19 protein-coding genes are annotated in these 23,383 nt (G+C 45.2%); 8 read left to right on the plus strand and 11 right to left on the minus strand.

Translation table 11 applies throughout. The features are described from left to right. Positions 1 to 111: 111 nt before the first annotated feature. Positions 112 to 1,968 (minus strand): B12-binding domain-containing radical SAM protein, encoded by a 1,857-nt coding sequence (locus tag G7035_RS01385; protein WP_019686610.1) that lies wholly within the window; start codon positions 1,966 to 1,968, stop codon positions 112 to 114. Between the two features lie 50 nt (positions 1,969 to 2,018). After that, positions 2,019 to 3,917: a DNA helicase RecQ gene (gene recQ, locus G7035_RS01390; protein WP_017426585.1), complete on the minus strand. Its 1,899-nt coding sequence runs from the start codon at positions 3,915 to 3,917 to the stop codon at positions 2,019 to 2,021. A gap of 223 nt (positions 3,918 to 4,140) precedes the next feature. Between recQ and G7035_RS01395 the strand changes: the two genes are divergently transcribed. Next, entirely contained in the window at positions 4,141 to 5,154 is a 1,014-nt protein-coding gene (locus tag G7035_RS01395; RefSeq protein ID WP_017426584.1) for an RluA family pseudouridine synthase, read from the plus strand. Positions 5,155 to 5,237: 83 nt separating this feature from the next. Here G7035_RS01395 and G7035_RS01400 read toward each other — a convergent pair whose 3' ends face one another. Beyond that, positions 5,238 to 6,086: a hypothetical protein gene (locus tag G7035_RS01400; RefSeq protein ID WP_017426583.1), complete on the minus strand. Its 849-nt coding sequence runs from the start codon at positions 6,084 to 6,086 to the stop codon at positions 5,238 to 5,240. A 573-nt stretch (positions 6,087 to 6,659) separates the two neighbouring features. Between G7035_RS01400 and speD the strand changes: the two genes are divergently transcribed. Together speD and G7035_RS01410 are read left to right on the plus strand one after the other, a co-directional pair. Continuing rightward, positions 6,660 to 7,466 carry an adenosylmethionine decarboxylase gene (gene speD, locus G7035_RS01405; RefSeq protein ID WP_016820638.1) on the plus strand — a complete coding sequence of 269 codons (807 nt, stop codon included), beginning with the start codon at positions 6,660 to 6,662 and terminating at the stop codon, positions 7,464 to 7,466. Between the two features lie 249 nt (positions 7,467 to 7,715). Next, the gene (locus tag G7035_RS01410; protein ID WP_017426581.1) at positions 7,716 to 9,134 is read left to right on the plus strand and encodes an NAD-dependent malic enzyme; all 1,419 of its coding nucleotides are present in this window, start codon (positions 7,716 to 7,718) and stop codon (positions 9,132 to 9,134) included. Positions 9,135 to 9,216: 82 nt separating this feature from the next. Here G7035_RS01410 and G7035_RS01415 read toward each other — a convergent pair whose 3' ends face one another. Beyond that, positions 9,217 to 9,897 (minus strand): protein kinase family protein, encoded by a 681-nt coding sequence (locus tag G7035_RS01415; RefSeq protein ID WP_016820640.1) that lies wholly within the window; start codon positions 9,895 to 9,897, stop codon positions 9,217 to 9,219. 137 nt (positions 9,898 to 10,034) lie between these two features. Further along, the gene (locus G7035_RS01420; protein WP_016820641.1) at positions 10,035 to 10,766 is read right to left on the minus strand and encodes an HAD family hydrolase; all 732 of its coding nucleotides are present in this window, start codon (positions 10,764 to 10,766) and stop codon (positions 10,035 to 10,037) included. 360 nt (positions 10,767 to 11,126) lie between these two features. Here G7035_RS01420 and G7035_RS01425 point away from each other — a divergent pair, with 360 nt between their 5' ends. From G7035_RS01425 to G7035_RS01435, 3 genes are all read left to right on the plus strand, one after another. Beyond that, positions 11,127 to 11,984, plus strand: a complete 858-nt coding sequence (locus G7035_RS01425) for a hypothetical protein (RefSeq protein WP_017426580.1) — start codon at positions 11,127 to 11,129, stop codon at positions 11,982 to 11,984. A 109-nt stretch (positions 11,985 to 12,093) separates the two neighbouring features. Next, positions 12,094 to 12,849, plus strand: a complete 756-nt coding sequence (locus G7035_RS01430; RefSeq protein WP_016820643.1) for a threonine/serine exporter family protein — start codon at positions 12,094 to 12,096, stop codon at positions 12,847 to 12,849. 20 nt (positions 12,850 to 12,869) lie between these two features. Continuing rightward, the gene (locus G7035_RS01435; protein ID WP_016820644.1) at positions 12,870 to 13,304 is read left to right on the plus strand and encodes a threonine/serine exporter family protein; all 435 of its coding nucleotides are present in this window, start codon (positions 12,870 to 12,872) and stop codon (positions 13,302 to 13,304) included. A gap of 99 nt (positions 13,305 to 13,403) precedes the next feature. Here the strand turns inward: G7035_RS01435 and G7035_RS01440 are convergent, their stop codons facing one another. Beyond that, entirely contained in the window at positions 13,404 to 13,913 is a 510-nt protein-coding gene (locus G7035_RS01440; RefSeq protein WP_019686608.1) for a GNAT family N-acetyltransferase, read from the minus strand. A gap of 164 nt (positions 13,914 to 14,077) precedes the next feature. Here G7035_RS01440 and G7035_RS01445 point away from each other — a divergent pair, with 164 nt between their 5' ends. Then, positions 14,078 to 14,842: an MBL fold metallo-hydrolase gene (locus G7035_RS01445; RefSeq protein WP_019686607.1), complete on the plus strand. Its 765-nt coding sequence runs from the start codon at positions 14,078 to 14,080 to the stop codon at positions 14,840 to 14,842. 64 nt (positions 14,843 to 14,906) lie between these two features. Further along, positions 14,907 to 15,995, plus strand: a complete 1,089-nt coding sequence (locus G7035_RS01450) for a M24 family metallopeptidase (protein ID WP_019686606.1) — start codon at positions 14,907 to 14,909, stop codon at positions 15,993 to 15,995. A gap of 66 nt (positions 15,996 to 16,061) precedes the next feature. Here the strand turns inward: G7035_RS01450 and G7035_RS01455 are convergent, their stop codons facing one another. The 5 genes from G7035_RS01455 to G7035_RS01475 all read right to left on the minus strand — a co-directional run bounded on the left by G7035_RS01455 (position 16,062) and on the right by G7035_RS01475 (position 22,997). Next, positions 16,062 to 16,760, minus strand: coding sequence for a queuosine precursor transporter (locus tag G7035_RS01455; protein ID WP_016820648.1), 699 nt, complete (start codon positions 16,758 to 16,760; stop codon positions 16,062 to 16,064). A 254-nt stretch (positions 16,761 to 17,014) separates the two neighbouring features. Continuing rightward, entirely contained in the window at positions 17,015 to 18,412 is a 1,398-nt protein-coding gene (locus tag G7035_RS01460) for an L-cystine transporter (RefSeq protein WP_016820649.1), read from the minus strand. A gap of 241 nt (positions 18,413 to 18,653) precedes the next feature. After that, positions 18,654 to 20,555, minus strand: a complete 1,902-nt coding sequence (locus G7035_RS01465; protein ID WP_019686605.1) for a beta-glucoside-specific PTS transporter subunit IIABC — start codon at positions 20,553 to 20,555, stop codon at positions 18,654 to 18,656. Positions 20,556 to 20,722: 167 nt separating this feature from the next. Then, positions 20,723 to 21,556 (minus strand): BglG family transcription antiterminator LicT, encoded by an 834-nt coding sequence (gene licT, locus G7035_RS01470; RefSeq protein WP_019686604.1) that lies wholly within the window; start codon positions 21,554 to 21,556, stop codon positions 20,723 to 20,725. A gap of 235 nt (positions 21,557 to 21,791) precedes the next feature. Further along, complete coding sequence (locus G7035_RS01475; RefSeq protein WP_049789177.1) at positions 21,792 to 22,997, minus strand: PTS transporter subunit EIIC; 1,206 nt, start codon at positions 22,995 to 22,997, stop codon at positions 21,792 to 21,794. Between the last annotated feature and the right edge of the window lie 386 nt (positions 22,998 to 23,383).

Below are 23,383 nucleotides of genomic sequence, written 5' to 3' on the forward strand. Positions count from 1 at the left end.
AAAGCACTAGGTTTCCCGAATGTAAAAAATTGAAGTGGTCATCTATATTTTATAAAAAAAGAAGACATCGACTCCTGATATTCCAAGAGTTGATGTCTTCTGGTGTTTATATTAAATCGCGGCGATATTTTTGCCGATGGGCATGGTGTAGTATAGCGGTTTTTGCTGTCCGTTTTGCTGATAAACTACAAGCAACAGTGTGCGGCCTTCGGCTGTTAATGGGCTACCACCACTCAGGATATGATCCAGACTGAACGGCAGGACATCCAGCACAGCGTGCTTTTGCAGTTCCTTTTCACCCAGCTTCAAGGAAGCAAAGGCTGGGATCATCTCGCGGTATGGCTGCGGCTGTTGGCTAGCCACATCCATCTCACCCGTGCTTTCCTCGCCCACATCTGCCACCGCAGGTGACAACAGCGCATCCGGGTGCTGAAGGGCCATTTTCATATAGCTGGACCAATCGTCCTTCTTCAGGGTATGTTCCCACCAGATTTTACGCGGCTTATATTTATGGTTTAAGAAATAATCAAGCTTCATCAGCCCAAGTACCATTTCCATTCGCTTGGTTCCCCGCGATTCCAAAAAGGACTGGAGACGCGTAAACAGGTCTTCGAGCTGATGTCCGATTTTTTGCCAGCCCTGTCCTTCCCAGTAGTCTCCAAATTCCTGAAAGAAATCAAAGGCGGACGAGAATTCACGCTCAATCAGGTAGCTCACCGTATGGTCCATACGATGAGAGTTCCAGTATTTCTCCAATACATCTTCCAAGCGTTTGAGCCTCACAATATCGGCAAAGGAAAGGACGTCATTGCTCAACATTTCATACGGCGCAACATCCATATAGGTATAGTTATACTTATCGGCGTCAATGCGCAGACCTGTACCACGCAGCATTTTGAGAAAGCCAAGCTGAAGCTCTTCTGGACCAAGCGCAAAAACGTCATTAAACGTTTTACGGAATGTATTGTAGTCCTCCAATGGCAATCCGGCGATCAGATCCAGATGCTGGTCGATTTTACCGCTTTGCTTGACCTTTGTAACGGTGCGTGAAAGCTTGGCAAAGTTCTGGCGGCGCTTAACCAGTTCATTGGTGGGATCATTCGTTGATTGGACACCGATCTCAAAGCGAAATACCCCCGGTGGTGCATTCTCCGCCAAATAATCCAACACCTCGGGACGCATAATATCTGCCGTAATCTCAAACTGGAAGACACAGCCACGGTGATTTTCAATCAAAAACTTGAACATTTCCAGTGCATAATCGCGTTTAATATTAAAGGTTCGGTCCACAAATTTAATCAATTTAGCCCCATTGTCAATCAGATACAGAATATCCGACTTAGTGCGCTCAATATCGTAATAACGCACCCCGACCTCAATGCTGGACAAACAAAATTGGCAACTGAACGGACAGCCCCGGCTCGTTTCAAAATAGACAACCCGTTTCCCGAGCTCCGGGATATCCTCTGCAAAACGATATGGAGACGGCAGCTCGTTCAAGTCCGCTTTAGGGCGACCCGGCATGATAATAACCTCTTCTCCCTTACGGTAAGCCAGTCCATATACAAAATGAAACTTGCGATCTCCTTCCAGTTCCTGCAGCAGTTGATGGAAGGTTTCCTCTCCCTCACCAACAACAATAAAATCCACATTCGCCAAGCGCTTCATCCAGTGCTCCGTATCGTAAGATACCTCCGGGCCACCCAAAACAATTTTGACCTCGGGCATAATCTTTTTCAACACATCAATGACTTTAATCGTCTCTTCAATGTTCCAAATATAACAGGAAAAACCGATGACATCTGCTCCCCGTTGAAACAGATCAGATACGATGTTCATCACCGGGTCCTTAATTGTATACTCCGCCAGCTCGATATCAAAATCCTTTCCACTGTAGGCTTTGAGGCATCGGATGGCCAGTGAGGTATGAATATATTTTGCGTTTAACGTTGATAAAATGACTTTCATAGGTCACAACCTTCTATAAGTTTGCATGGACTCTTATATCCTTAGTATAGCTATTCAAAATCCTCGTACACATCGTCTGCAAAAATCTCATCCTCGCTCACCATTCCGCCGGTATTCCCCTGATTTTGAAAGAAATCAAGAAACGGCTTGCCATACTTGCGGAACTTCACTTCACCAACACCCTTGATCCGCAGCATGTCTGCTTCGGATTGCGGACTCGCTACGCTCATCTCTCGCAGCGTGGCATCATTGAAGATGATATAAGACGGTACATGCTCCTGAGCGGCCAGATCGCGACGGATTAAGCGCAATTGCTCAAACACAGTTTCGTTGACCGCAGCAGGATAGGTGTCGCGTCCCTTTCGTCCACGTGATCCCGCTCCCCCTGCTAAAGCAGTGGCATGCCGCACCACACGCTGCATGACTTCTCGCTGACCTCTCAGCACTTCAGCAGCAAGCTGTTGCAAGCGTACGACCGGATACTGCCCCTCGGACAGCATCAGATAGCCTTCCGACACAAGAACATTGATAATCTCAGCAATTTCTTTCTCCGTTCGGTTGCCCATCACGCCATAGGTTGGCAGGCTGTCAAAACCATACTGCAGCACTTTTTTGTTACGCGAGCCTTTCAACACTGAGGCCACCATGGAAACCCCATACCTCTCCCGCATACGATGAATGCACGAAAAAATCTTTTGCGCATCTATGGTCATATCGACCAGTTCCCGCTCGTCAGTACATGAACTGCATATGCCGCAGGCTTCATGCTCCTCCGCTTCTCCGAAATACTCCAGCTGTGCTGAACGTAGACAGCGAGTCGTGTAACAATAGTCAACCATCTGCTGGAGCTTACGGTAGTCGTTGCGCTTGCGGTCTTCATCCTGTGGATTTTGCTCAATCAGGAACTTCTGGGTCACAATATCTTGCGGTCCGAACAGCAAAATACATTGACTCGGGTCGCCATCACGTCCTGCGCGTCCCGCTTCTTGTACGTACGCCTCCATATTTTTAGGCATATTGTAATGAATGACATAGCGTACGTTTGATTTATCTATCCCCATACCGAAGGCATTGGTTGCGACAATGACACGGATATCGTCGTACAGAAACCCTTCCTGGCTATCTGCACGTTCCTGATCTGTCATTCCTGCATGATAACGTCCGGCTGCCATGCCAGCGTCGCGCAGGCGTTGATATAAATCATCCACGTCCTTACGTGTCGCCGCATAAATAATGCCCGATTCACCCTCATGTTCACGGGCATAATTCAGTAAAAAGCTGCGTTTGTCCTCCCCTCGCAGCACACTGAACGCCAAATTCGGCCTCCCAAGCCCCGTAACGAACGTTTCCGGTGAGCGCAAACGAAGCAGGCGTACGATGTCATCCATAACCTGTGGTGTAGCCGTCGCCGTAAACGCAGCTACGATTGGACGTTCATATAGCCCGTCCACGAATGGAGCCACAGCCAGATAGCTGGTACGAAAATCATGACCCCACTGGGATACGCAGTGAGCCTCATCTACCGCAACGCAGGAAATCGGTAACTGAGCCATCTCATCACGGAACCAATCCAGTTCCAGTCGTTCAGGGGCGACATACAGCAACTTCAAATCTCCGTTCCGTGCGGCGCGTATACGGTCATTGACTTCTCGACCGCTCAACGTGCTATTAATGTAGGCAGCTGCAATCCCCATCGTGGTCAGCGCATCCACCTGGTCTTTCATTAACGAGATCAGTGGTGACACAACAATGGTCAGCCCCTCATGCAACAACGCGGGAATCTGGTAGCATATCGATTTTCCGCCACCTGTCGGCATGATGCCCAGCGTATCGTTGCCTTCCAGCATACTGGCCACAATTTTCTTTTGTCCCTCCCGGAAATCGGGATAGCCATAAAATTTTTGCAGCAAGTCCTGCGCCCGTTCCAATGTTGGTGCTTGTACACTCATAGTTTCAAAACTCCTCATATTTCTAGCGTCCTCGACGCATATCGGCTTTTCTTTCGTTACCTTATAGTTTACCGGGGTTAAGGGCAATGTTCAACCGCTGGAAGTCTGTCCATCGGGTTTTAGTCTCTTATGGCATTCGCTGTTTTCTCATGATATAGTGAACACGGTGCCGCAAATGGTCCACAATATGAAGAGATACGGCTCCAAGAAGGAGAAAGAACCCATGAATAATCGGAAACCTCAAAGGAAAAATCATACAAAATCAACTTCAAACACAAGCCACTCCAGACGCAATCACAAACCCGCCGGAAAATCTGGCTCCTATAGACCGGAAGCTCAACGAAAAACCCATACTTTGGATAAATCCCCTGCCAAAACATACATCGTTCAGGAACCTGCAGAGCTATTGAGCTTTTTAGTTGAGCATGTGACTGGCATGGGTCGTAATTCCATTAAATCGGCATTGGCGCGTGGGCAAGTTTCCGTCAACGGTACTCCTCGTACTGTGCATAATTTTCCGCTGGAGCAAGGACAGACTGTCGCGCTCTCCAAGGAAAAGGTAGCTCCTGTGGTGCCGCTAACCGGGCTGCGTATTTTGCATGAGGACGAAGCTATTATCGTTATTCATAAAGATGCTGGGCTACTTTCTGTCGCTTCTGCGCAGGAACAGGAAGTCACAGCCTATCGCCAGCTTACAGCCCACGTACGACGCGAGCATCCGTACAACCGTATTTTTGTACTGCATCGTTTGGATCGTGATACATCAGGAGTGATGATGTTTGCGAAAAGCGAAGCCATACAGCAGGAAATGCAACAAGCGTGGAAGGAAGTTGTGTATGAACGAACATACATTGCTCTCGTAGAAGGGCAGGTTAAAAAAGACGCGGGCACAATCACCTCATGGCTGAAAGAAAGCAAGACGCTGAAAATGTACTCCAGTCCTTATCCGAATGACGGCCAGCATGCAATCACTCACTACAAGCGGCTTCAGGCCAATCGGCATTTTTCTTTGCTGGAAGTACGTTTAGAGACCGGACGCAAAAATCAAATTCGCGTGCATATGGAGGATATCGGTCATCCGATTGTTGGAGATAAAAAATACGGTTCCAAGAGCAAGTCGATTGGGCGCCTTGGTCTGCATGCACAGGTATTGTCGTTTATTCATCCCGTCACCGGAGTATTGCTGCGTTTTGAATCCGACATTCCTAAAAGCTTTTTGAATCCGTTTCGGGAGTAGACTGGAGCAAAGCACACGAAGAAGAGTGTAAAAATACAAAGAGAAATTAGGGGGCTGTAAAAAAACAGCCCCTTTTTTGTTGGTTAAGCGGTATGCCTCCGAACACCATCAGCCATTTTCATCAACTCATCCCATATGTATATGGGTGAATTACACACTGGACATTCTACCCAACCGTTTAAGTAAGGTAACTGGGCAAGAAGTAATTTCTCATCTATTTTTTGAGCATATTCGTATAGCCACTGTATATCGGCACCTCTATGGTCCAATGAACGGGGGCGAATCGGATAGGGGATTAGATTGCCTGAACTGACAGGGTCTTTATCATAGATAACGAGAGTGTCACCCTGTTCATCAGGCCAAATATAGAGCGGGGTACCGCAATGGGGACAATCCAGCATATATTCGTCACCTGTATCAAAAGTTTGTAGCATATAGGCTACGCAATGATCCCCCTCAAAGGCGGCAGCCGCAGCGAGAACATAGCGCTTGCCGACATCTTCTTCGTGTTCTTTCGCATAGAGCACCATTTCTTCCGTCAATTCTGCAAGGCGAACGATGGCACTTCGATATTGCGTATAAATATATTCTGCCAGGCTAGAATCCACTTCCACCTGATCCCTTGCAAATTCCAACGGGATTTTGGTATGTAAGGGATTATTATTTTTCGCTTCAAATATTCCACAAATGGTATATATATCTGCCCGAATCTCTATATCAGAACTTTTTAGCGCAATGTCTACTAGGTAAGGTACAGCAGCAAAAGTACAAGTATACAACGTATTTTGGTGATACAATTCCTCCCAATACAAGGTGTCAGCCATTTCGCCATCATATCCGGCTTGGAGCTGTTTTAACATTTCTGGAACGTATTGAGAAGAACCGTAGGGGCCTTGGAGCAGAGTCCAGGCCGGATCGGACAAAGCCAGCATCTTTATACTCCTTCCACCGTTTTTCTTACAGTCATGAGATAGGTTTATAAAATGAGTTTGCGATCAAAATTCATTTTAACTTCATAATTCTTAGCTTGTTACGTTTATTTCATTATACGCATAACAGTGGCTGAAGTTGCTTTTCTCATTTTATGCAATGTACAAAATCACTATTTTTCAGGGCCTATAATCATATTCGGTTAAGCTTTCAGCATTATGAAGGTAACATACATTAAATTCATGAATTACGAACCTAGATCTTTTGTTGTACTACGAACCTTCTGCCAATTCCGTTCCCTTCCTGTATACATATATACATAGTCCACATTATAAGCTCTGTTACTTAAAAATTGCTGAGTAAGAAATAAAGTATATTAACGTTTAATTCCCATACATGTAAAATCGAGAGGATCTCAAGTGAATCTGGCTGTTTTTAATGATACCAAATGGGTAAAACATACATGTTCAAGTCTTTATTTTATCCGCTACAAAGCTGATTTTATGAATCGGTATATGAAAAGGCGTGTTGGGAATATTATGTATGAATACTGCGACTATAAGGGGAAATAGCCTATGACCATAACACCGGAACAGCGGATTACCCTGCACGGATTTAACAATTTGACCAAATCATTGAGCTTTAATATGTACGATATTTGTTACACCAAAACCAAAGAAGAACGCGAGGCCTATATTGAATATATTGATGAACAATATAACTCGGATCGACTGACAGCTATTTTAAAAAATGTATCCGATATTATCGGCGCCCATGTACTCAATGTTGCTCAGCAGGATTATGTCCCTCAAGGAGCGAGCGTGACAGTGCTTATATCAGAAGGGCCGATTGTGGAGGTACCGAATGATTCGTATGCAGAATCACCAGGTCCCCTACCTGAGTCTGTCGTGATACAGCTGGATAAAAGTCATATTACGGTTCACACCTACCCTGAATATCATCCAGACGAGGGGATCAGTACGTTTCGTGCAGATATTGATGTTTCTACCTGTGGGGAAATCTCCCCGCTCAAGGCACTTCACTATCTGACTCATTCTTTTGACACTGACATTATGACGATTGATTACCGGGTACGCGGCTTTACACGTGATACGAATGGTCATAAGCTTTTTATCGACCACGACATTGCCTCGATTCAAAACTATATTCCCGACGAAGTGCGCAATCAGTATGACATGATCGACGTAAACGTGTATCAGGAAAATATTTTCCATACCAAATGCAAGCTAAAACAATTTGATCTGGACAACTACCTGTTCGGCTACACAAAAGAAAGTCTGAGTGAAAAAGAGCAACAAAATATATCAACACGACTCAAAATCGAAATGGACGAAATTTACTACGGCAAAAATATGACGTAAACCAAAAATGGATCATTTCGTTATACAAAGGACGATTGCTTAGACTGGAATTCAGCCGGGCTTTCGTCTTTTTTGGATACAAGATCATATATATTACTCAGCTTGATCTGTACAAGTGGAAGAATGTTCACTATGATAGGGGAAGAAACCACTAATTTAAACTATCAGCCTAGATCTTAGACTTGCTCCCGATTGTAAGCGCAATCAATTGATCACTATTTTGTTTTAAAAGACAAAGGAGGAATTTGCATGCAAGGCGGTATTGGCGGTAAAAATATTATTTTACGACTGGAAATTTCCACCGAGCACATCCAGTTTGGTCAATTGATTACGTTGGTAAACGAACATGGCGGAGATGTCATCGCCATTGACGTCATCCGCACCTCTGAGAAGGCCACTGTGAGAGATATTACAGTCACCATTGCTGATCCAGCAGAAATCGACCGAATGATCGCCCGGATTAAAAAAGCACAAGGTGTAAAGGTACTGTCCATCTCTGATCGCACCTTCCTCTTACATCTCGGGGGCAAGATTGAAATGCAGCCCAAGGTCCCAATTCAAAACCGCGACGACTTATCCCGGGTATACACTCCTGATGTGGCGCGCGTATGCATGGCAATTCATGAGGAGCAGGACAAGGCTTTCCGATTAACAATTAAGCGTAACACCGTCGCTGTCGTCTCTGACGGAAGCGCTGTCCTCGGACTCGGCAACATCGGCCCGTATGCAGCCATGCCGGTTATGGAAGGCAAAGCCATGCTGTTCAAGCAGCTTGGGTCCGTCGATGCCTTCCCAATCTGCCTGGATACGCAGGACACGGAAGAAATCATTAAGGCTATTAAGCAACTGGCCCCAGCCTTTGGCGGTATTAATCTGGAGGATATTTCATCGCCACGATGCTTTGAAATTGAACAGCGATTACGTGACGAGCTGGACATCCCTGTTTTTCATGACGATCAGCATGGCACAGCTGTTGTTTTGTACGCAGGGCTGATTAATGCGCTCAAGGTGGTCGGCAAAGCTCTGTCTGACGTCAAAATTGTCGTCTGCGGTATCGGGGCTGCAGGTGTCGCCTGTACCAAAATTTTGCTATCTGCAGGGGCAGTGAACATTATTGGTGTAGACCGTCACGGTGCGCTTACAGCTGATGAAACCTATGAGCACCCGATGTGGAACTGGTATGCGCAGCATACCAACCCTGAGCGGCTGTCCGGCACGCTATCTGAGGTTCTGAAGGACGCAGATGTGTTTATCGGTCTGTCGGCAGGCGGAATATTGCAACGAGAAGACGTGAAGCGTATGAAGGAAGCTCCTGTCCTGTTCACCATGGCTAACCCGGTTCCGGAAATTAACCCAGAGGATGTCGAGGATATTGCAGGAGTCATCGCCACTGGGCGTTCGGACTATCCTAACCAGATTAACAACGTGCTTTGCTTCCCCGGCATATTCCGAGCAGCACTGGACTGCCGCGCCCGTGAAATTAATGAAGAAATGAAGCTGGCGGCCGCAGAGGCCATCGCAAGCACAATCCGTCCCGATGAATTAAACAAGCTATATATTATCCCGGGTGTTTTTAACGAAGGCGCTGTACAGCAGGTGCGTAAAAAGGTGATTCAAGCCGCGATTGCGAGTGGTACGGCCAGAAGAGTACCTAGAGATTTCAGATAAAAGAAAAGGATTGCTCCCGTAAAATGGGTGCAATCCTTTTGTATAGAAGGCTAGGTCTGTATTTCGATACTCTTCACAGCAGTTATGACTTCCATTTAGAAAACAATTGACTGGCACGCTGGGCAAACTCCTCCAGGTTGATGCTGGAGTTGTCCAGCTTGTAATACCATTTTTTGATCGTATCCAAAATCCATGAAGGAACCTTAACCTCGGAGAAACCGGAATAGAACGTATGATACGCCCACACCAAATGCTCCCAACGCTTGTCATCGCCTTCTTTTACATATTCAGATACGTCTAATACCTTGGCGCGTCCGTCTTGCATGAGTACATTCTTGAGATGAATATCACGGGGATTCAGTCCCCTGGACCGAACAAATTCCCTCGCCTTTTCCACGTCCAAAATGACCTGCTCCGGCACCGGAATTCCTTGCAGCAGGCAATCTAGCAACGTAACACCAGATTCGTAACTAATGACAATATACTTATCGCCTTTTCCGTAATAATGAGGAAAAAAATCAGACCCTTGCAAACGCTCATATACATCGGCTTCTGCATCTTTTTTTTCGATCGCCATGTCTGAATACACCTTGAACGCGTAGCCTGGCAACGTATCGAGTGTAAATACAGCCGCATCTGTCCCAATGCCAATACAGCGTACGCCTTGGGTGGCTGTTTTAATGGTAACTGGGTCATTATCCTCCGTACTATATACGGTCACTTGACTTATGATGTCGTCTGCCTGCCTCCATGGTTCTACCATGCGCGGGTCCCTCCTTCTCTGTTCTACCCATTTCAAATGAAGTTAGATTTATAACAGATAAATAGTATTACGGACCAGCTTTTGAAATAGCTTCAAAATAGGTTAGATTCTTTTGGATAACACGATATGTACCGTGTCTAACGTGCGTCTGGCAGGAGCAGCTTTCTTAACTCTGTGTAACTTGCCGCGGTTTTATAAGCCCCCGACACATCAGATTCCGGGAAAGCGTTCCTGTGATTGAACCAAATGACCTGCCAATTTGCAGCTATAGCTCCCGCCACATCATTACGCCAGGAATCCCCAATGTAGCAGCAATGCTCTGCTAAAGTTCCTGTCCGTTCGTTCACTATTTCGAAAATGCGCGGATCAGGTTTAGCATAACCAACGGTCCCAGACACAAAAATATGCTCTGCTGCAACATGATTTTCCAGTGTCATGGCTTTAATTTTGCTCATCTGGTGTTCTTCAAGACCGTTCGTAATTAAACCAACCACATAGCCAGCCGAGCTCAATTCATCAATTAACGAAGTAGCCCCCTCAAAAGACTCAATTCGGTACTGACGATCCAAGTATTCTTGTTGGACATGCACTGCCTGCTCACGGGTAATATCTACCCCGAATTCTTGTAGAGCCAGAATAAAACGACCTTCCCTCATCTCATCCAGTTCTTCCTGCCCTGCTTTCCCCTCCAATAGTCCTCCTTTAGCCGATAGTAAATCGCTGTAATAGCGAATACGGTGGTAGACTTCCTCATATGGAAAACGCTCACTTAATCCTAATACTGTACGTAATGCATCACGTGTAGGGTGCAGATGATCGTACATCGTATCATCTACATCAAAAAAAACAGCCTTCTTTTGCAAGTTCATATGCCCACTTCTTTCTGTTAAATCTTTGGATGACACTTCTCTATACCTTGTCCTGATATTATACCCGTTGACCTATTACGTTGCACCCTGACCTACCCAGCCCGTATCTGTCATTCACCCTTCTCAGATAATAACATACACTGAAAAGACTGCATTTTGGCAAACTCACTTTACTTCACTACTGCGCTAACATAGGCATCTTGTCCTAATTTGAACGAAAGCGTTTTATTTTGATAGCACACGGGTAAAAGGTCACATTTTTGAAAATATTCGTCATACAGGTTTACATTTCGTGTAAAATCACGTACCTTTTAGGGATGAACGCTTTACAGATGTACTTGGATAAGGGAGGTATACACAATGGATTCCGGTTCTAACCTAGCCTATGGATCAGCCACACCTTTGATTGAGGCACTTATAGAGTTTGAACAGGAGCTTGAAGCGAACCGGCATTCTCTGAGTTTTGATTTGGGATTGATTATGGAACAAGGCCGCGCTCCGCGATATATGGCTACACCGCCTGATGTTATTCCTTTTGCCCACGCTGGAGTGGACGGGATACATTATGGCTTTTTAACCGATTTTGGTCTTGAAAAGGACCTTTCACAGGCTCCGATTGTATGCGTCTCTCCCGTCGATTGGACAGGGGTATGGGTGGTTGCCCGCCATTTGCAGGATTTTTTAAGTGTTGTTTATACAGAAAACAGTTCATTAAAACGATACTATGCCAGTGGAGCAGACTATTCTGGACATGCTGGTCAGCGTCCTCCGCAGGCTGTGGATGAACGTACCGCGTTTGTACGCAAATGCTTTCGGGAGCGCTTTGGCATTCTGCCGATTCAAGATATGGCCGCCTACATCGACAGCTTGCGAACAGAGCGTAAGCAAAATGAAGTTGCTCCTACACTGAATGGCTTGGGTATTCAGGCACCTTCTTCTTTAAAGCGTAGCTCTTCTATTGAGAGCGACTTCTTGAACGTAACGGAGCCATTCCTTTGGGAACAACAAGGTGAAGCTGTACGTGATTTGTTCCGCAGCGGTTCGCGTGAAGCCAGACTAGCTTTTATTCGGGATGCTCAGACACGGCATCTGTTCACCCATTCAGCCCTTCGAGCTTTTGTAACAGGACAGCTTAGGCTGATGGGCTTGTCTGAGGCCGCAACATACCTAGAGGAGTCCTACTATACCGTTATTCCCGATACGATAGAATCTCGATAAACTCCATAGATTCCCCCAATTTAACCGCCTCTGAAAAGGCGGCTTTTTGTGCTACAATAAATGAAAACAACAGGGTCGAACGACCTGGGGCGCATGAAAGAGAGCGAGCATGAATAATCATTCCTATCCTACTCCTGAAATCGTTGAGGTTTGTCTGCTAGCAGGCAAACTGATGATGCAAAATGGAGCCGAGACCTATCGTGTTGAAGACACGATGTCCCGCATTGCTTCAGCCTATGGCATATCCCAGTCCCATAGCTATGTAACACCCACTGGAATTTTTTTTGCCATTAATGATTCGGAACCTGCCAAGCTAATCCGGATCGTAGAGCGGACTACAGATTTGCACAAGGTGACCGAGGTGAACTCCATTTCACGTAAAATCAGCGCAGGCACTTTGTCTCCCAGCGCAGCCGTAAAAGAGCTTTCGGAAATTGAACGTGGTCCCCTCCGCTATTCCAATCGTGTACAACTGATCGCTGCAGCGTTGGCCAGCGGTTGCTTTATGATCATGTTTGGTGGAGTGTGGCGAGATTTCCCCGGAGCTGTGTTGTGCGGCGGTATCGGATTTGCAGCCTTACAATATTTCCACAGGCTCGTTAAGGTTAAGTTTTTCTCAGAATTTTCTGCATCTTTTCTAATCGGCTTGCTGGCGGCTCTGTTAGTGATCGTCGGCGGGGGTCAGATGATGGATAAAATTATCATTGGCTCCGTTATGCCACTGGTGCCGGGCTTGTTAATTACAAATGCTCTTCGGGATTTAATGTCCGGGCACCTAGTCTCAGGGCTTTCCAAAGGTGCAGATGCTTGCTTGACGTCTTTCGCCATTGGTGCTGGTGTTGCAGTTATCATTTCTTATATGTAATTTGGAGGAGATTCAAGCTTATGCTTGCACAATTATTCACAAGCTTTATTGCCACCGCTGCTTTCGGTATACTGTTCCACGCTCCTCGGCGTTCGCTGCTGCAATGTGGTTTTGTCGGTATGCTGGGCTGGCTTGTCTATTATTCAACCACGGATAGCATGGGACCTGTGAGCGCCAGCCTTTTAGCCACGATCCTTATCGGCATCGTCAGTCAAGGTTTTGCTAGACTGTACAAAATGCCTGTGATTATTTTCAGCGTGGCAGGCATGATTCCCTTGGTGCCAGGAGGAATGGCTTATAATGCCATGCGCCAGTTCGTACAACATAATTATCCTCAGGCACTGGAGCTAGCCATGAGCACACTCATGATCGCCGGGGCAATAGCAGTCGGTTTGGTGATCTCTGAGGTGCTTAATCAAATCTTTCACAACGTACGTTTTAAACCTCAGCGTTAAAAACGAAGAAATAACAAAGTAAAAAAGGCTGCTCCCAAAATCGCCACACTGACAGTGTATGAGACGATGGTGGGGACAGCCTTTTTGTGTAGCTCAATATTAATCTACTCGCTTACCTAATATAGCCAGATCTCGCTCTATGCTGTCCAGCACGGCAACACGTGGATAGTATCCCCACTGCTCAAAGCCAAACTTCCGCAGCAGCGCAATACTCGGTTCATTATGACCAAATACAAACCCCAACAACGTTGTAATTCCTAGTCTAGGACATTCATTTAGCAAATGCTGTACCAGACGGCTTCCAGTGCCGGTTCCACGAGAATCCTCATGGACATAAATGCTAATTTCTGCTGTACCGTTATAAGCTGGACGGCCATAAAAGGACTGAAGGCTGGCCCATCCGGCAATGTTCCCCTTTTGTCTTAGTACCCACAAAGGGCGGTGGTTTTCCTGATGAGCTTCAAACCATGGAATGCGGCTCTCCACTGTCACAGGCTCCAGGTCTGCCGTGACCATTCGTCCTGCAATCGTAGAATTATAAATATCCACAATATCGGGAAGATCCTCCCTGCATGCAATTTCAATGGAAAAAGATTGGTCCTTGTTCATTATCGTATCTGCCCCCCTATTGTGGTGATTTATTTATTGTACAGGACAAGCGCTGGAACAGCCATATCGAGTTGTTTTGCGGATTAACCCCAAAGGGTCTTATAATAGAATTTGAAGATAAGCCAGCACTGCATTAACCAATTTAACAACATGAGACGGGAGGTATGCTTCGGAGTCAAAGGAATCCGAAGCAGCTTAATATGAATATTGGAACTCAAATTTTGATTTTGGAAGTGTCTATGGGACCTTTTTTTGGACACTCGATCATTCATCCTGTACTACTCAAGGACGAGGATGGACTTACACTGATAGACTCGGGCATGCTCGGCCAATTGGAGCCTCTGCGCAAAGCTATTTCAGATGTGGGTGAGGATATAAGCCGTCTGAAAAGAATTATTATAACGCATCAGGATATTGACCATATCGGAAATGTTCAAGCACTGCTGGACTTGCTACCGAACACTGCCCTGCTGGCCCATAAGGATGACATTCCATATATGACAGGAGAACGACCATTTATAAAGCTGACGCCGGAACGCATCAATCTGATGGAGCCTGCACTCAAGCAACAAGCAGAGGATATGATTCGCCGCCTGCCAGATTTGCGCTTTGCTCATATGCTTGAGGACGGTGAACATCTGCCTTATGGTGGAGGCATACAGATTATTCATACACCTGGTCACACGCCCGGACATATCAGCTTGTATGTGCCTGCACACAAGCTGCTGTTGGCAGCAGATGAACTGCGTGTAGTCGAGGGTGAGCTGGTCGGTCCCGCTGAGTCGGCTACGCCGGATATGCCGTTGGCTCTGAAGAGCCTTGATAAACTGACCGTATTGGATGTAGATAAGGTACTCTGCTACCATGGTGGTTACTATGATCAGAATGTGCAGGCACATCTGCAAGCATTAAGTCAGTCAAGAGAATAAGCCATATAAATTATGATGTAATAAGAGCTATAATGAATAAATGGACAGAAAGGAATGAGACTCTATGAATGATAAAATGACCAGATTGTATGATGAACTGAAGTCACAAGCTTGGGATGGCCTACTTGTGACCGATCCCAAACATATTTACTACCTGACAGGCTTCGCCAGTGATCCGCACGAGCGTTTTCTAGGGCTCGTGCTGCTTCGTGACCAAGAACCAGAACTAATTGTACCAGCCCTGGACGCAGAAGCTGCCCAAGCTGCTTCCTCGGTGACGCGTATATCCACCCACACCGATACGGACAATCCGTATGATCTGTTACGCCAACGCACAGGTACCGGAGTGAAAGCATTCGCACTGGAAAAGGAACACGTCTCCGTCCTCCGTTACGAACAACTACATACTGCCATTGGCGCTGCTCAATATGTTGACTTGGGTCCGGTGCTTCAAGACATGCGCGTGAGAAAAACTCCTGAGGAAGTACAACGTCTGAAGCATGCAGCTCGTTTGGTGGAAGATGCTCTTCGTCACGGCCTAACCCATGTTCGCGAAGGGGTGACCGAAGTCGAGTTGGTAGCCGAAATCGAATACCAGATGAAAAAACTCGGTGCAGATGGTCCATCCTTTGACACTACAGTGTTGTCTGGACCCAAAACAGCCTTGCCACATGGTGTCCCAGGGACCCGCAAGCTGCAACACGGTGATCTGCTCATGTTTGATATGGGTGTATATTCCGATGGTTATGCTTCGGATATTACGCGCACTTTTGCCTTTGGCAAGCTGTCAACTGAGTTGGAAACGATATATAATACGGTTCTTCGCTCAAATGAAACCGGAATTGCCGCCATTCGCCCGGGAGTTTCCTGCGCATCCGTAGATCAGGCAGCACGAGCCGTTGTTGAAGCCGCTGGATATGGCCCTGCTTTTAACCATCGGGTTGGACATGGTCTTGGTATGAGTGTTCATGAATATCCATCTGTACACGGAGGCAATAACGATCTGCTTCATGAAGGGTTTGTGTTCACGATCGAACCCGGCATCTACGTACCAGGTCTGGGGGGGGTGCGGATTGAAGATGACGTTCTGGTCACCTCTGAGGGTGTTGAAGTGCTGACTTCCTTTCCGAAGGAACTGACCGTGCTGGGGTAATCTATTGCTATTCTTTATATTGATATGTTAAAAGTACGAAAAAAAAGAGGGGCAACCCCAAGCCAATTAAGGCTTGAGGGTTTGCCCCTCCTCTTCTATCAAACGGAAATTACGTGCGATGTATAAAATCGGTGTACCTGCCGCAGTCAGTACAAATTTTAAGATGTAGGTGGTGAACAGCAGTTCGATCCATATCCCCCACGCATAGCCGTAAAAGGCAATGCTACAGAAAATGAGGGTGTCTATAAACGAGCTGATCATCGTGCTGCCATTGCCGCGAATCCAGAGCTGATGACGCTCCGGGAAAAACTTGCGAATCCAGGCATATAGACGCACGTCCAGCAATTGACTGACCGCATAGGCTGTCAAGCTGGCAAGCGCAAGCCTTGGCAACAATCCGAAGAGCTGTTGCATCGGTGTCTGGGCAAAATCGGTTGCAGTAGGCTCAAATAACAGCACCATCTGCATCGTGATCGTCGTCATAATCAGAGTGAAAAAGCCAAACCACACAGCTTTTCGCGCCTCTTTAGGCCCATATTTTTCATTTAGTAAATCGCTGGCCATATACATAGAAACATACATTGTATTTCCCAATGTCGTGGTAATGCCGAGCAGATCAATGGTTTTGGTTACCTGAATATTGGCCAATACAGTAGCAACGCCAATCCAGGCGTATAGCCCTTTTTTACCAAACAACCGATAACATAGCAAAAAGAACATAAAATTGACGAGGACAAATGCTGCCCCCCATAACAGATTAAACATGAAATCCTCCTAGTTTTGATAGCGCGGGATGGTTGCGAACCGCGGTTCATCCGAACAAGCCGGAAAAACATTATTTTAATGTATCATAGATTAGGATTTGTGAACAGCTATAATTTACACTGCCACCAGCCCAAAATAAAGAGCCGACCTTAGGGTCGGCTCTGAGTATGGAGGTGCACACTGCATGTGTTACATATACATATGCGATAAATGCGATATGAGGCTGCAGTGTATACCATTCGTCTATCTTTTACTTAAGAGTGTGCCGCTGCATCCAGATCCGTGCCATGGTTGTTGAACACGTCTTGATCGTTCTCCTTGAGTACTTTGCCAGAGATAAGACCTGCGGTAATAGAATCATTAACATTCAACGCGGTACGGCCCATATCAATTAACGGTTCAACCGAAATGAGCAATCCTGCCAAGGCCACGGGAAGGTTCAGGGTAGAAAGCACGATCAGGGAAGCGAAAGTGGCACCCCCGCCTACACCTGCCACACCGAACGAGCTCACCGTAACAACCAGAATAAGTGTGAGGATAAAATCCCAGCTTGTAGGATCTATGCCCACCGTTGGAGCAATCATGACCGCCAGCATGGCAGGATAAATACCCGCACAGCCGTTTTGCCCAATGGTTGCACCCAGGGTCGCGGACAGATTTGCGATGCCGTCGGACACACCAAGCTTTTTCGTTTGTGTTTCAACATTTAATGGAATGGTCGCTGCACTGGAACGAGACGTAAAAGCAAAAACCAGCGTAGGCAATACCTTTTTCACATATGTCACTGGATTATAACCGAACAAGGCCAGCAAAATAAGATGAATAACGAACATGACCAATAAAGCCACATAAGAAGCAAGTACAAACTTGATCAGCTTCAAGATTTCATCCGGATTTGTCGTAGCTACAACTTTCGTGATCAGTGCTAAAATACCGTAAGGCGTCAATCTTAGCACCAGCGTTACAATCCGCATCACTACAGCGTACACTGCGTCGATCACTTTGCGGAAGGTTTGCGCCTGCTCCGGTTTTTTACGATCCAATCCGAGTACTGCCACCCCGATAAAGGCTGAGAAGATAACCACTGCCAACGTCGATGTACGGCGTGCCCCTGTCATATCTTCAAAAGGATTCGAAGGAATAAATTCCAGCACCTGCTGTGGAATAGTCATATCCTGAACTGTTCCCAGGCGTTCTTCCATCTTCAGTCCCTGCGCTTGCTCCTTTTCACCACTTTGAATCTCAATTGCTTTTAGATCAAAAGACAGGCTGGTTACAATACTTACTGAAGCTGCAATCGCCGTTGTAATCAGTAGCACTGCAATAATGGACACGCTTATTTTGCCTAGGTTCTGTCTTCCCTTCAAATTCATAATAGCCGAAATAATCGACACCATGATAAGCGGAATAACGACCATTTGCAGCAAACGGACATAACCATTACCTGCAAGGTTGAACCAATCGACCGATTTGGTAATGACCTCTGAGCCAGCCCCATAAGCGTACTGAAGAATAGCCCCGTAGATCAGTCCGAAGCCGAGCCCGGTAAAAACTCTTTTTGTAAAAGAGATGCGCTTTTTCTGCATCCAGACCAACACGCCGAGCAGTGCAAGCAGCACGATAACATTTAAAATAATAAAGAAGGTATCCATATATCTTTTCCTCCAAACTTATACGTAAGATGTTTTCTAAAGTGACCCTTCAATCCGAAGATTACTATATCACAAAGCCAACTATTTTTGTAGGTTTTATTGAAATAAAAATAATAAAACTGCTTCAGCCTTAGATTTTATGAAAACGACAAACAGCAAGCCTTCGTAAGATGAAGGCTTGCTGTTTGTTATCCTGAACACAACAATTCGTTTTCAATTTATACGTAGATTTTTTTAGCTGTTAGACGATCACTGTATATAACAGTTCTTGTTCCTTAACGACTTTATGCTGATTCCCTGCGGGCTCCAATTCGCTAAACTGATCTACATTTGTAACAATAACAGGCGTTATCGTTTCGTATCCAGCCTTGCGGATTTCCACCAGATCAAACTCCAGTATAAGATCGCCTACCTTTACGCGATCTCCTGCTTTAAGATGAGGTGTAAAATGAAGTCCTTTTAGTTTAACAGTGTCCATCCCTACGTGAATGAGCATTTCAAGTCCTGAATCACTCACCAAACCTACAGCGTGCCCACTTTTGGAAATGGAGAACACTGTGCCCTCAACTGGGGAAACAACCCGACCTTCGGAGGGTTCAATAGCCCATCCTCTACCCATAATTTCTTGAGAAAATGCAGGATCATTGACTTCACTGAGCGGTTTAACTTCACCCACAATTGGGCTGAATACCGGGATTTTCTCACCTTTTGGCAGTGAGCTCATCGCAGATTGTGCTACTTCCTCAGTAGAGATCTCGCCAGCAGCATCTGCTGCTTGTGTCGCTTCTTCGTTCTTTTCATCTGTAAAACCGATCACATAGGTAACAATCGTAGCAACCACAAATGCAATAATGAGACCAAGAATTGCATACAAGAAAGTCGGTCCAATAAACATAGCCAGACCAGGCAAACCAACGAGTCCCCCAACGACGTACGCTTTTGTGCCAAACAAACTCATAAAGCCCCCGCCGACAGCTCCGCCAATCAACGCTGCCGTAAACGGTTTTTTAAACCGCATATTAACACCATACATTGCAGGCTCGGTTACACCCATAATAGCTGTCAAGCTCGTGGAGAAGGCCACTGTTTTGACTTTGGCATTTTTGGATTTCAAGAATACGCCGAGTGTAGCACCAGCCTGAGCCAAGTTAGCTGCTCCCATAATTGGAATCATGTAGTCATAACCCAGCGTTGCAATCGATCCGATCATAATCGGAACCAACGCGTAGTGCATACCCGTCATAATGATCAGGGAGAAGGTACCGCCGAGCAGTAGACCTGCAAGTGCACTTGTATTTTCAAACAACCAAGAGATACCACCAGACAGGCCGTTACCAATAATAGAGCCGAGCGGCCCTACAGCAACCAAAGTCAAAGGTACAATAATCAATAAAGTCAGTGTTGGGACAACAAGCAACTTCAGTGATGCATGAGTATACTTATCAATGAATTTTTCAACATAGGACGCCAGCCAGATCGCGATAACAATTGGAATAACGGTCGAGGAATACGTGGCCGCTGTCACCGGAAGGCCAATAAAGCTAACCTTCACATTCGAAGCCAGTAATGCTGTAATGTCTGGATGTAAAATAGAAGCACCAATCGCCGCACCAATAAACATATTACTGCCGAGTTTTCTAGCAGCACTGACAGCCAGAATAATAGGCAGGAAGTAGAACGCACCATCACCTATTGCCGCTAAAATCGTATAGGTTTGACTCTTGTCAGACATCCAGTGCATAGCTACCAATAGGGCAATGATCCCTTTGATCATACCTGCACCGGTGATCGCTGGCAAAATAGGTGTAAACATACCCGCAATAAAGTCGAACAGTTGGCTGATCGGGTTTTGTTTTTTCTTGGATGCAGTGCTTGCGCCTGTTTCACTTTGCGGTGCCTTGGACATGTTGCTCACCAACGATTTATATACATTAGCTACATCATTACCGATAATCACCTGAAACTGGCCGCCACTCTCCATGACTCCCATGACACCATCCGTTTTTTGCAACTGCTCTTTTTGAGCTTTCTTATCATCATGAAGATTGAAACGCAAGCGCGTCATACAGTGAATGACCTGCTCTACATTTTCTTCTCCACCGACCAATGTAAGTATCTCTTTGGATAATTGATTTCGATCCATGGGGTGTTCCTCTTTTCTTTTTAAGGTATAAAGTGTGAAAATTAGGAATAAAAAAAAACCTGAATACAGAAAGCAGACAGCTTTATAAAAGCCAATCTTCTTTCAGCATTCAGGTTTTGCCTTCTGGTTTAGAAGTAGCAATCCTAAATCCCTGATCATCTATAAAATCATTGATTTTTAATGATGCGTTCGATATGAATGGTGAGATACAGCATCTCATCCTGGGACAAGCTTCGACCATAGATCTTAGTCGTATAATCTCTTATTTTTTCCGCACAAGCATAAGCGTCCTTATATTGTACCTTAACCATATCATGAAGGGAATTATCTGTATTTTGTACAGGAGTTCCATTCATAACCCGTTGGGCAAAAAATTTGAGATGTGTAATAAAGCGGTAATAGCTTAATGACTCTTCATCCAGCTCCATTACAAAAAAGCGACTTACAATGTTTATGATATCCTTGACGATATTAGTCAGGGTTATCGTTTCACGCATTTCACTGTTAAGCTGTGCATTCACCAAATGTAAGGCAATAAACGCCCCTTCATCATCTGGAAGTGTAACCCCCAGCTTGTCCTGAATCATGTGTAATGCTTTGGTTCCAATCGCGAATTCTTTGCGGTACATTCGTTTGATTTCCCAGTAAAGTGCATTCTTGATGTCCATACCCAAACGATAACGCTCTATGGCAAAATGGATATGATCTGTCAGCGAAATATAGATGCTGTCATGCAACTCTACACCAAGTATCGTTTTGGCATATTGGATGATTTCATCAGAAATTTCAACATACTCAATAGGGATATCAGACATCAGGGTCATCAATTTACGGGAAACCTCGGTACTTTCAAGCTTGAAAATTTTCTCGATTTTCTCCTCTTCAATCTCATCGCCTGTGTTCTTTTTAAAAGCAATTCCTCTTCCCATAATGACTAATTCTTTCTGCTGTTCATCAATGACCGTTACGACGTTATTATTCAGCACCTTTGCTATCTTCATTCCATCACCTTAAGCCGCTTGGAGTAGTAAAAAAAAGGCAACACCAAAACTGACACAAAGTGCCTGTTTATGGTTTTGCCCGATATGCTCAGTAACAATCCATGATTGTGCAGTTTTGAATAACTGTCATCATAGTATCATATAAACACTGAGCTGACAAGATTTTTTGTAAACACTTTCATGATGTAATTAAGTGCTGTCGCTGCACCTTAACTGTTAGAGCTCTTTTCCACATTCAAATCCGAAGAAGCACTGATGCGGGATCGGATGCAATTTTGGATCGCTCCTCTTTTTCGTCCACAAAGCCCATAAAATACGTAATTACGCCAGCCGTAACGAACGAAATCAGCATGCTCAAAATGGCGTAAACAAATGTAGCGTCGGAAAACAGTGGTAAGCTAAGCAAGCCAGATAAGGCTGTAAAAGCAGTCAATTTCACTTCAAACAGACACATACACGCCCCGCCAACAGCCCCGCCGACCAGTCCCGCGATAAGCGGTTTTTTGAAGCGCACATTAACGCCGTATAATGCCGGTTCAATGATTCCAAACATAGCCAATATGCCTGTGGAAGCAGCTAGTGTTTTGACTTTGGCATTTTTGGATTTAACACATACACCAAAGGCCGCGCCTGCCTGAGCCATAACTGCTGCCCCAACAACAGGAGTAATAGAATCATAGCCATTCGTAGCTATGGATTCTATTATGTTCATCGACATCATATATTGCATGCCCGTAGAATTGAGCACAGGTATCGTCCCGCCAAACAGCAGACCCGCAAATACTTCCGCATCGTCAAACAGTGAAGCAAGACCATCTGACAAGTTATGAGCCAGGGTCGTCCACAGCGGACCAAAAACAAACAGTAATAAAGGCACAATAATGATAAGCGTCAATGTCGGAACGACCAATAGTTGAATAGAATAGCGGTCGAACCTACTCAATCCCTTTTCAATCTTTGATGCAAGCCAGACAACAATAAGGATCAGTATAAAAGAAGCAACATACTGCGGCTCCACCACGGGTAAATCGTCTGAGTTCATTTTTAGGCTGGATTGCAGCAGTTCTATAATGCCAGGATGAAATGAGCAGGCCGCAATTGCCGCCGCATTAAATAAATTGCTACCAAGCTTTCTTGCCGCATTTACCGCTATCATAACGGGCAAAAAATAATATACGACCCCACCAATGTACCCTAAAACAGTGGAAACTTGAGTATCAGAAAAAAAATCTAAGAACAATAAAACAGGCGCAATCACCTGAATGATTCCTCCACCAATTAGCAATGGCAAGCACGGAGTGAATACACCTGAGATAAAATCAAACAGGCGGCTGAACGGATTGCCTCCTCTATTCGCTTTATCTTTGTTTCTAGTCGGTTCCTGTTTATCTTCTCCTTCTACCTCCGAGTTTATTTCCTTAGAAAGTAATTCACGATCCATAACTGCCTTTACCCCTTTTATATGTATATTGAAGACCACATTCGAACGTACTAAAGCTAGCTTAGAAGAAGCTTGTAAAAAGTAGCATTCCTTATACTACTTATATTCCTTCTTTTTTACAATAGTTATAAAAGCACAGGTAAAGCATTTTAATTTTTTACTCCTGATAATTTACATCAAACTTACATCTAAACACCTAAGACCATAGTTATATATTTTTTGTTTGTTTTTGGGCAAATATGACTATTCAACCGTCTGTTAATTATGTAAAATAGGTCTAACCTACTTTTTAGTAAATCATGGATTACTTCCCTTTCTCATTCTTGTCCCTTGAATACAGCTGAAATATACATAGAATCCGAACATTTTCAGTCTTTTCTTCAAGC

Source organism: Paenibacillus polymyxa, from assembly GCF_015710975.1.
GTDB lineage: Bacteria > Bacillota > Bacilli > Paenibacillales > Paenibacillaceae > Paenibacillus > Paenibacillus polymyxa.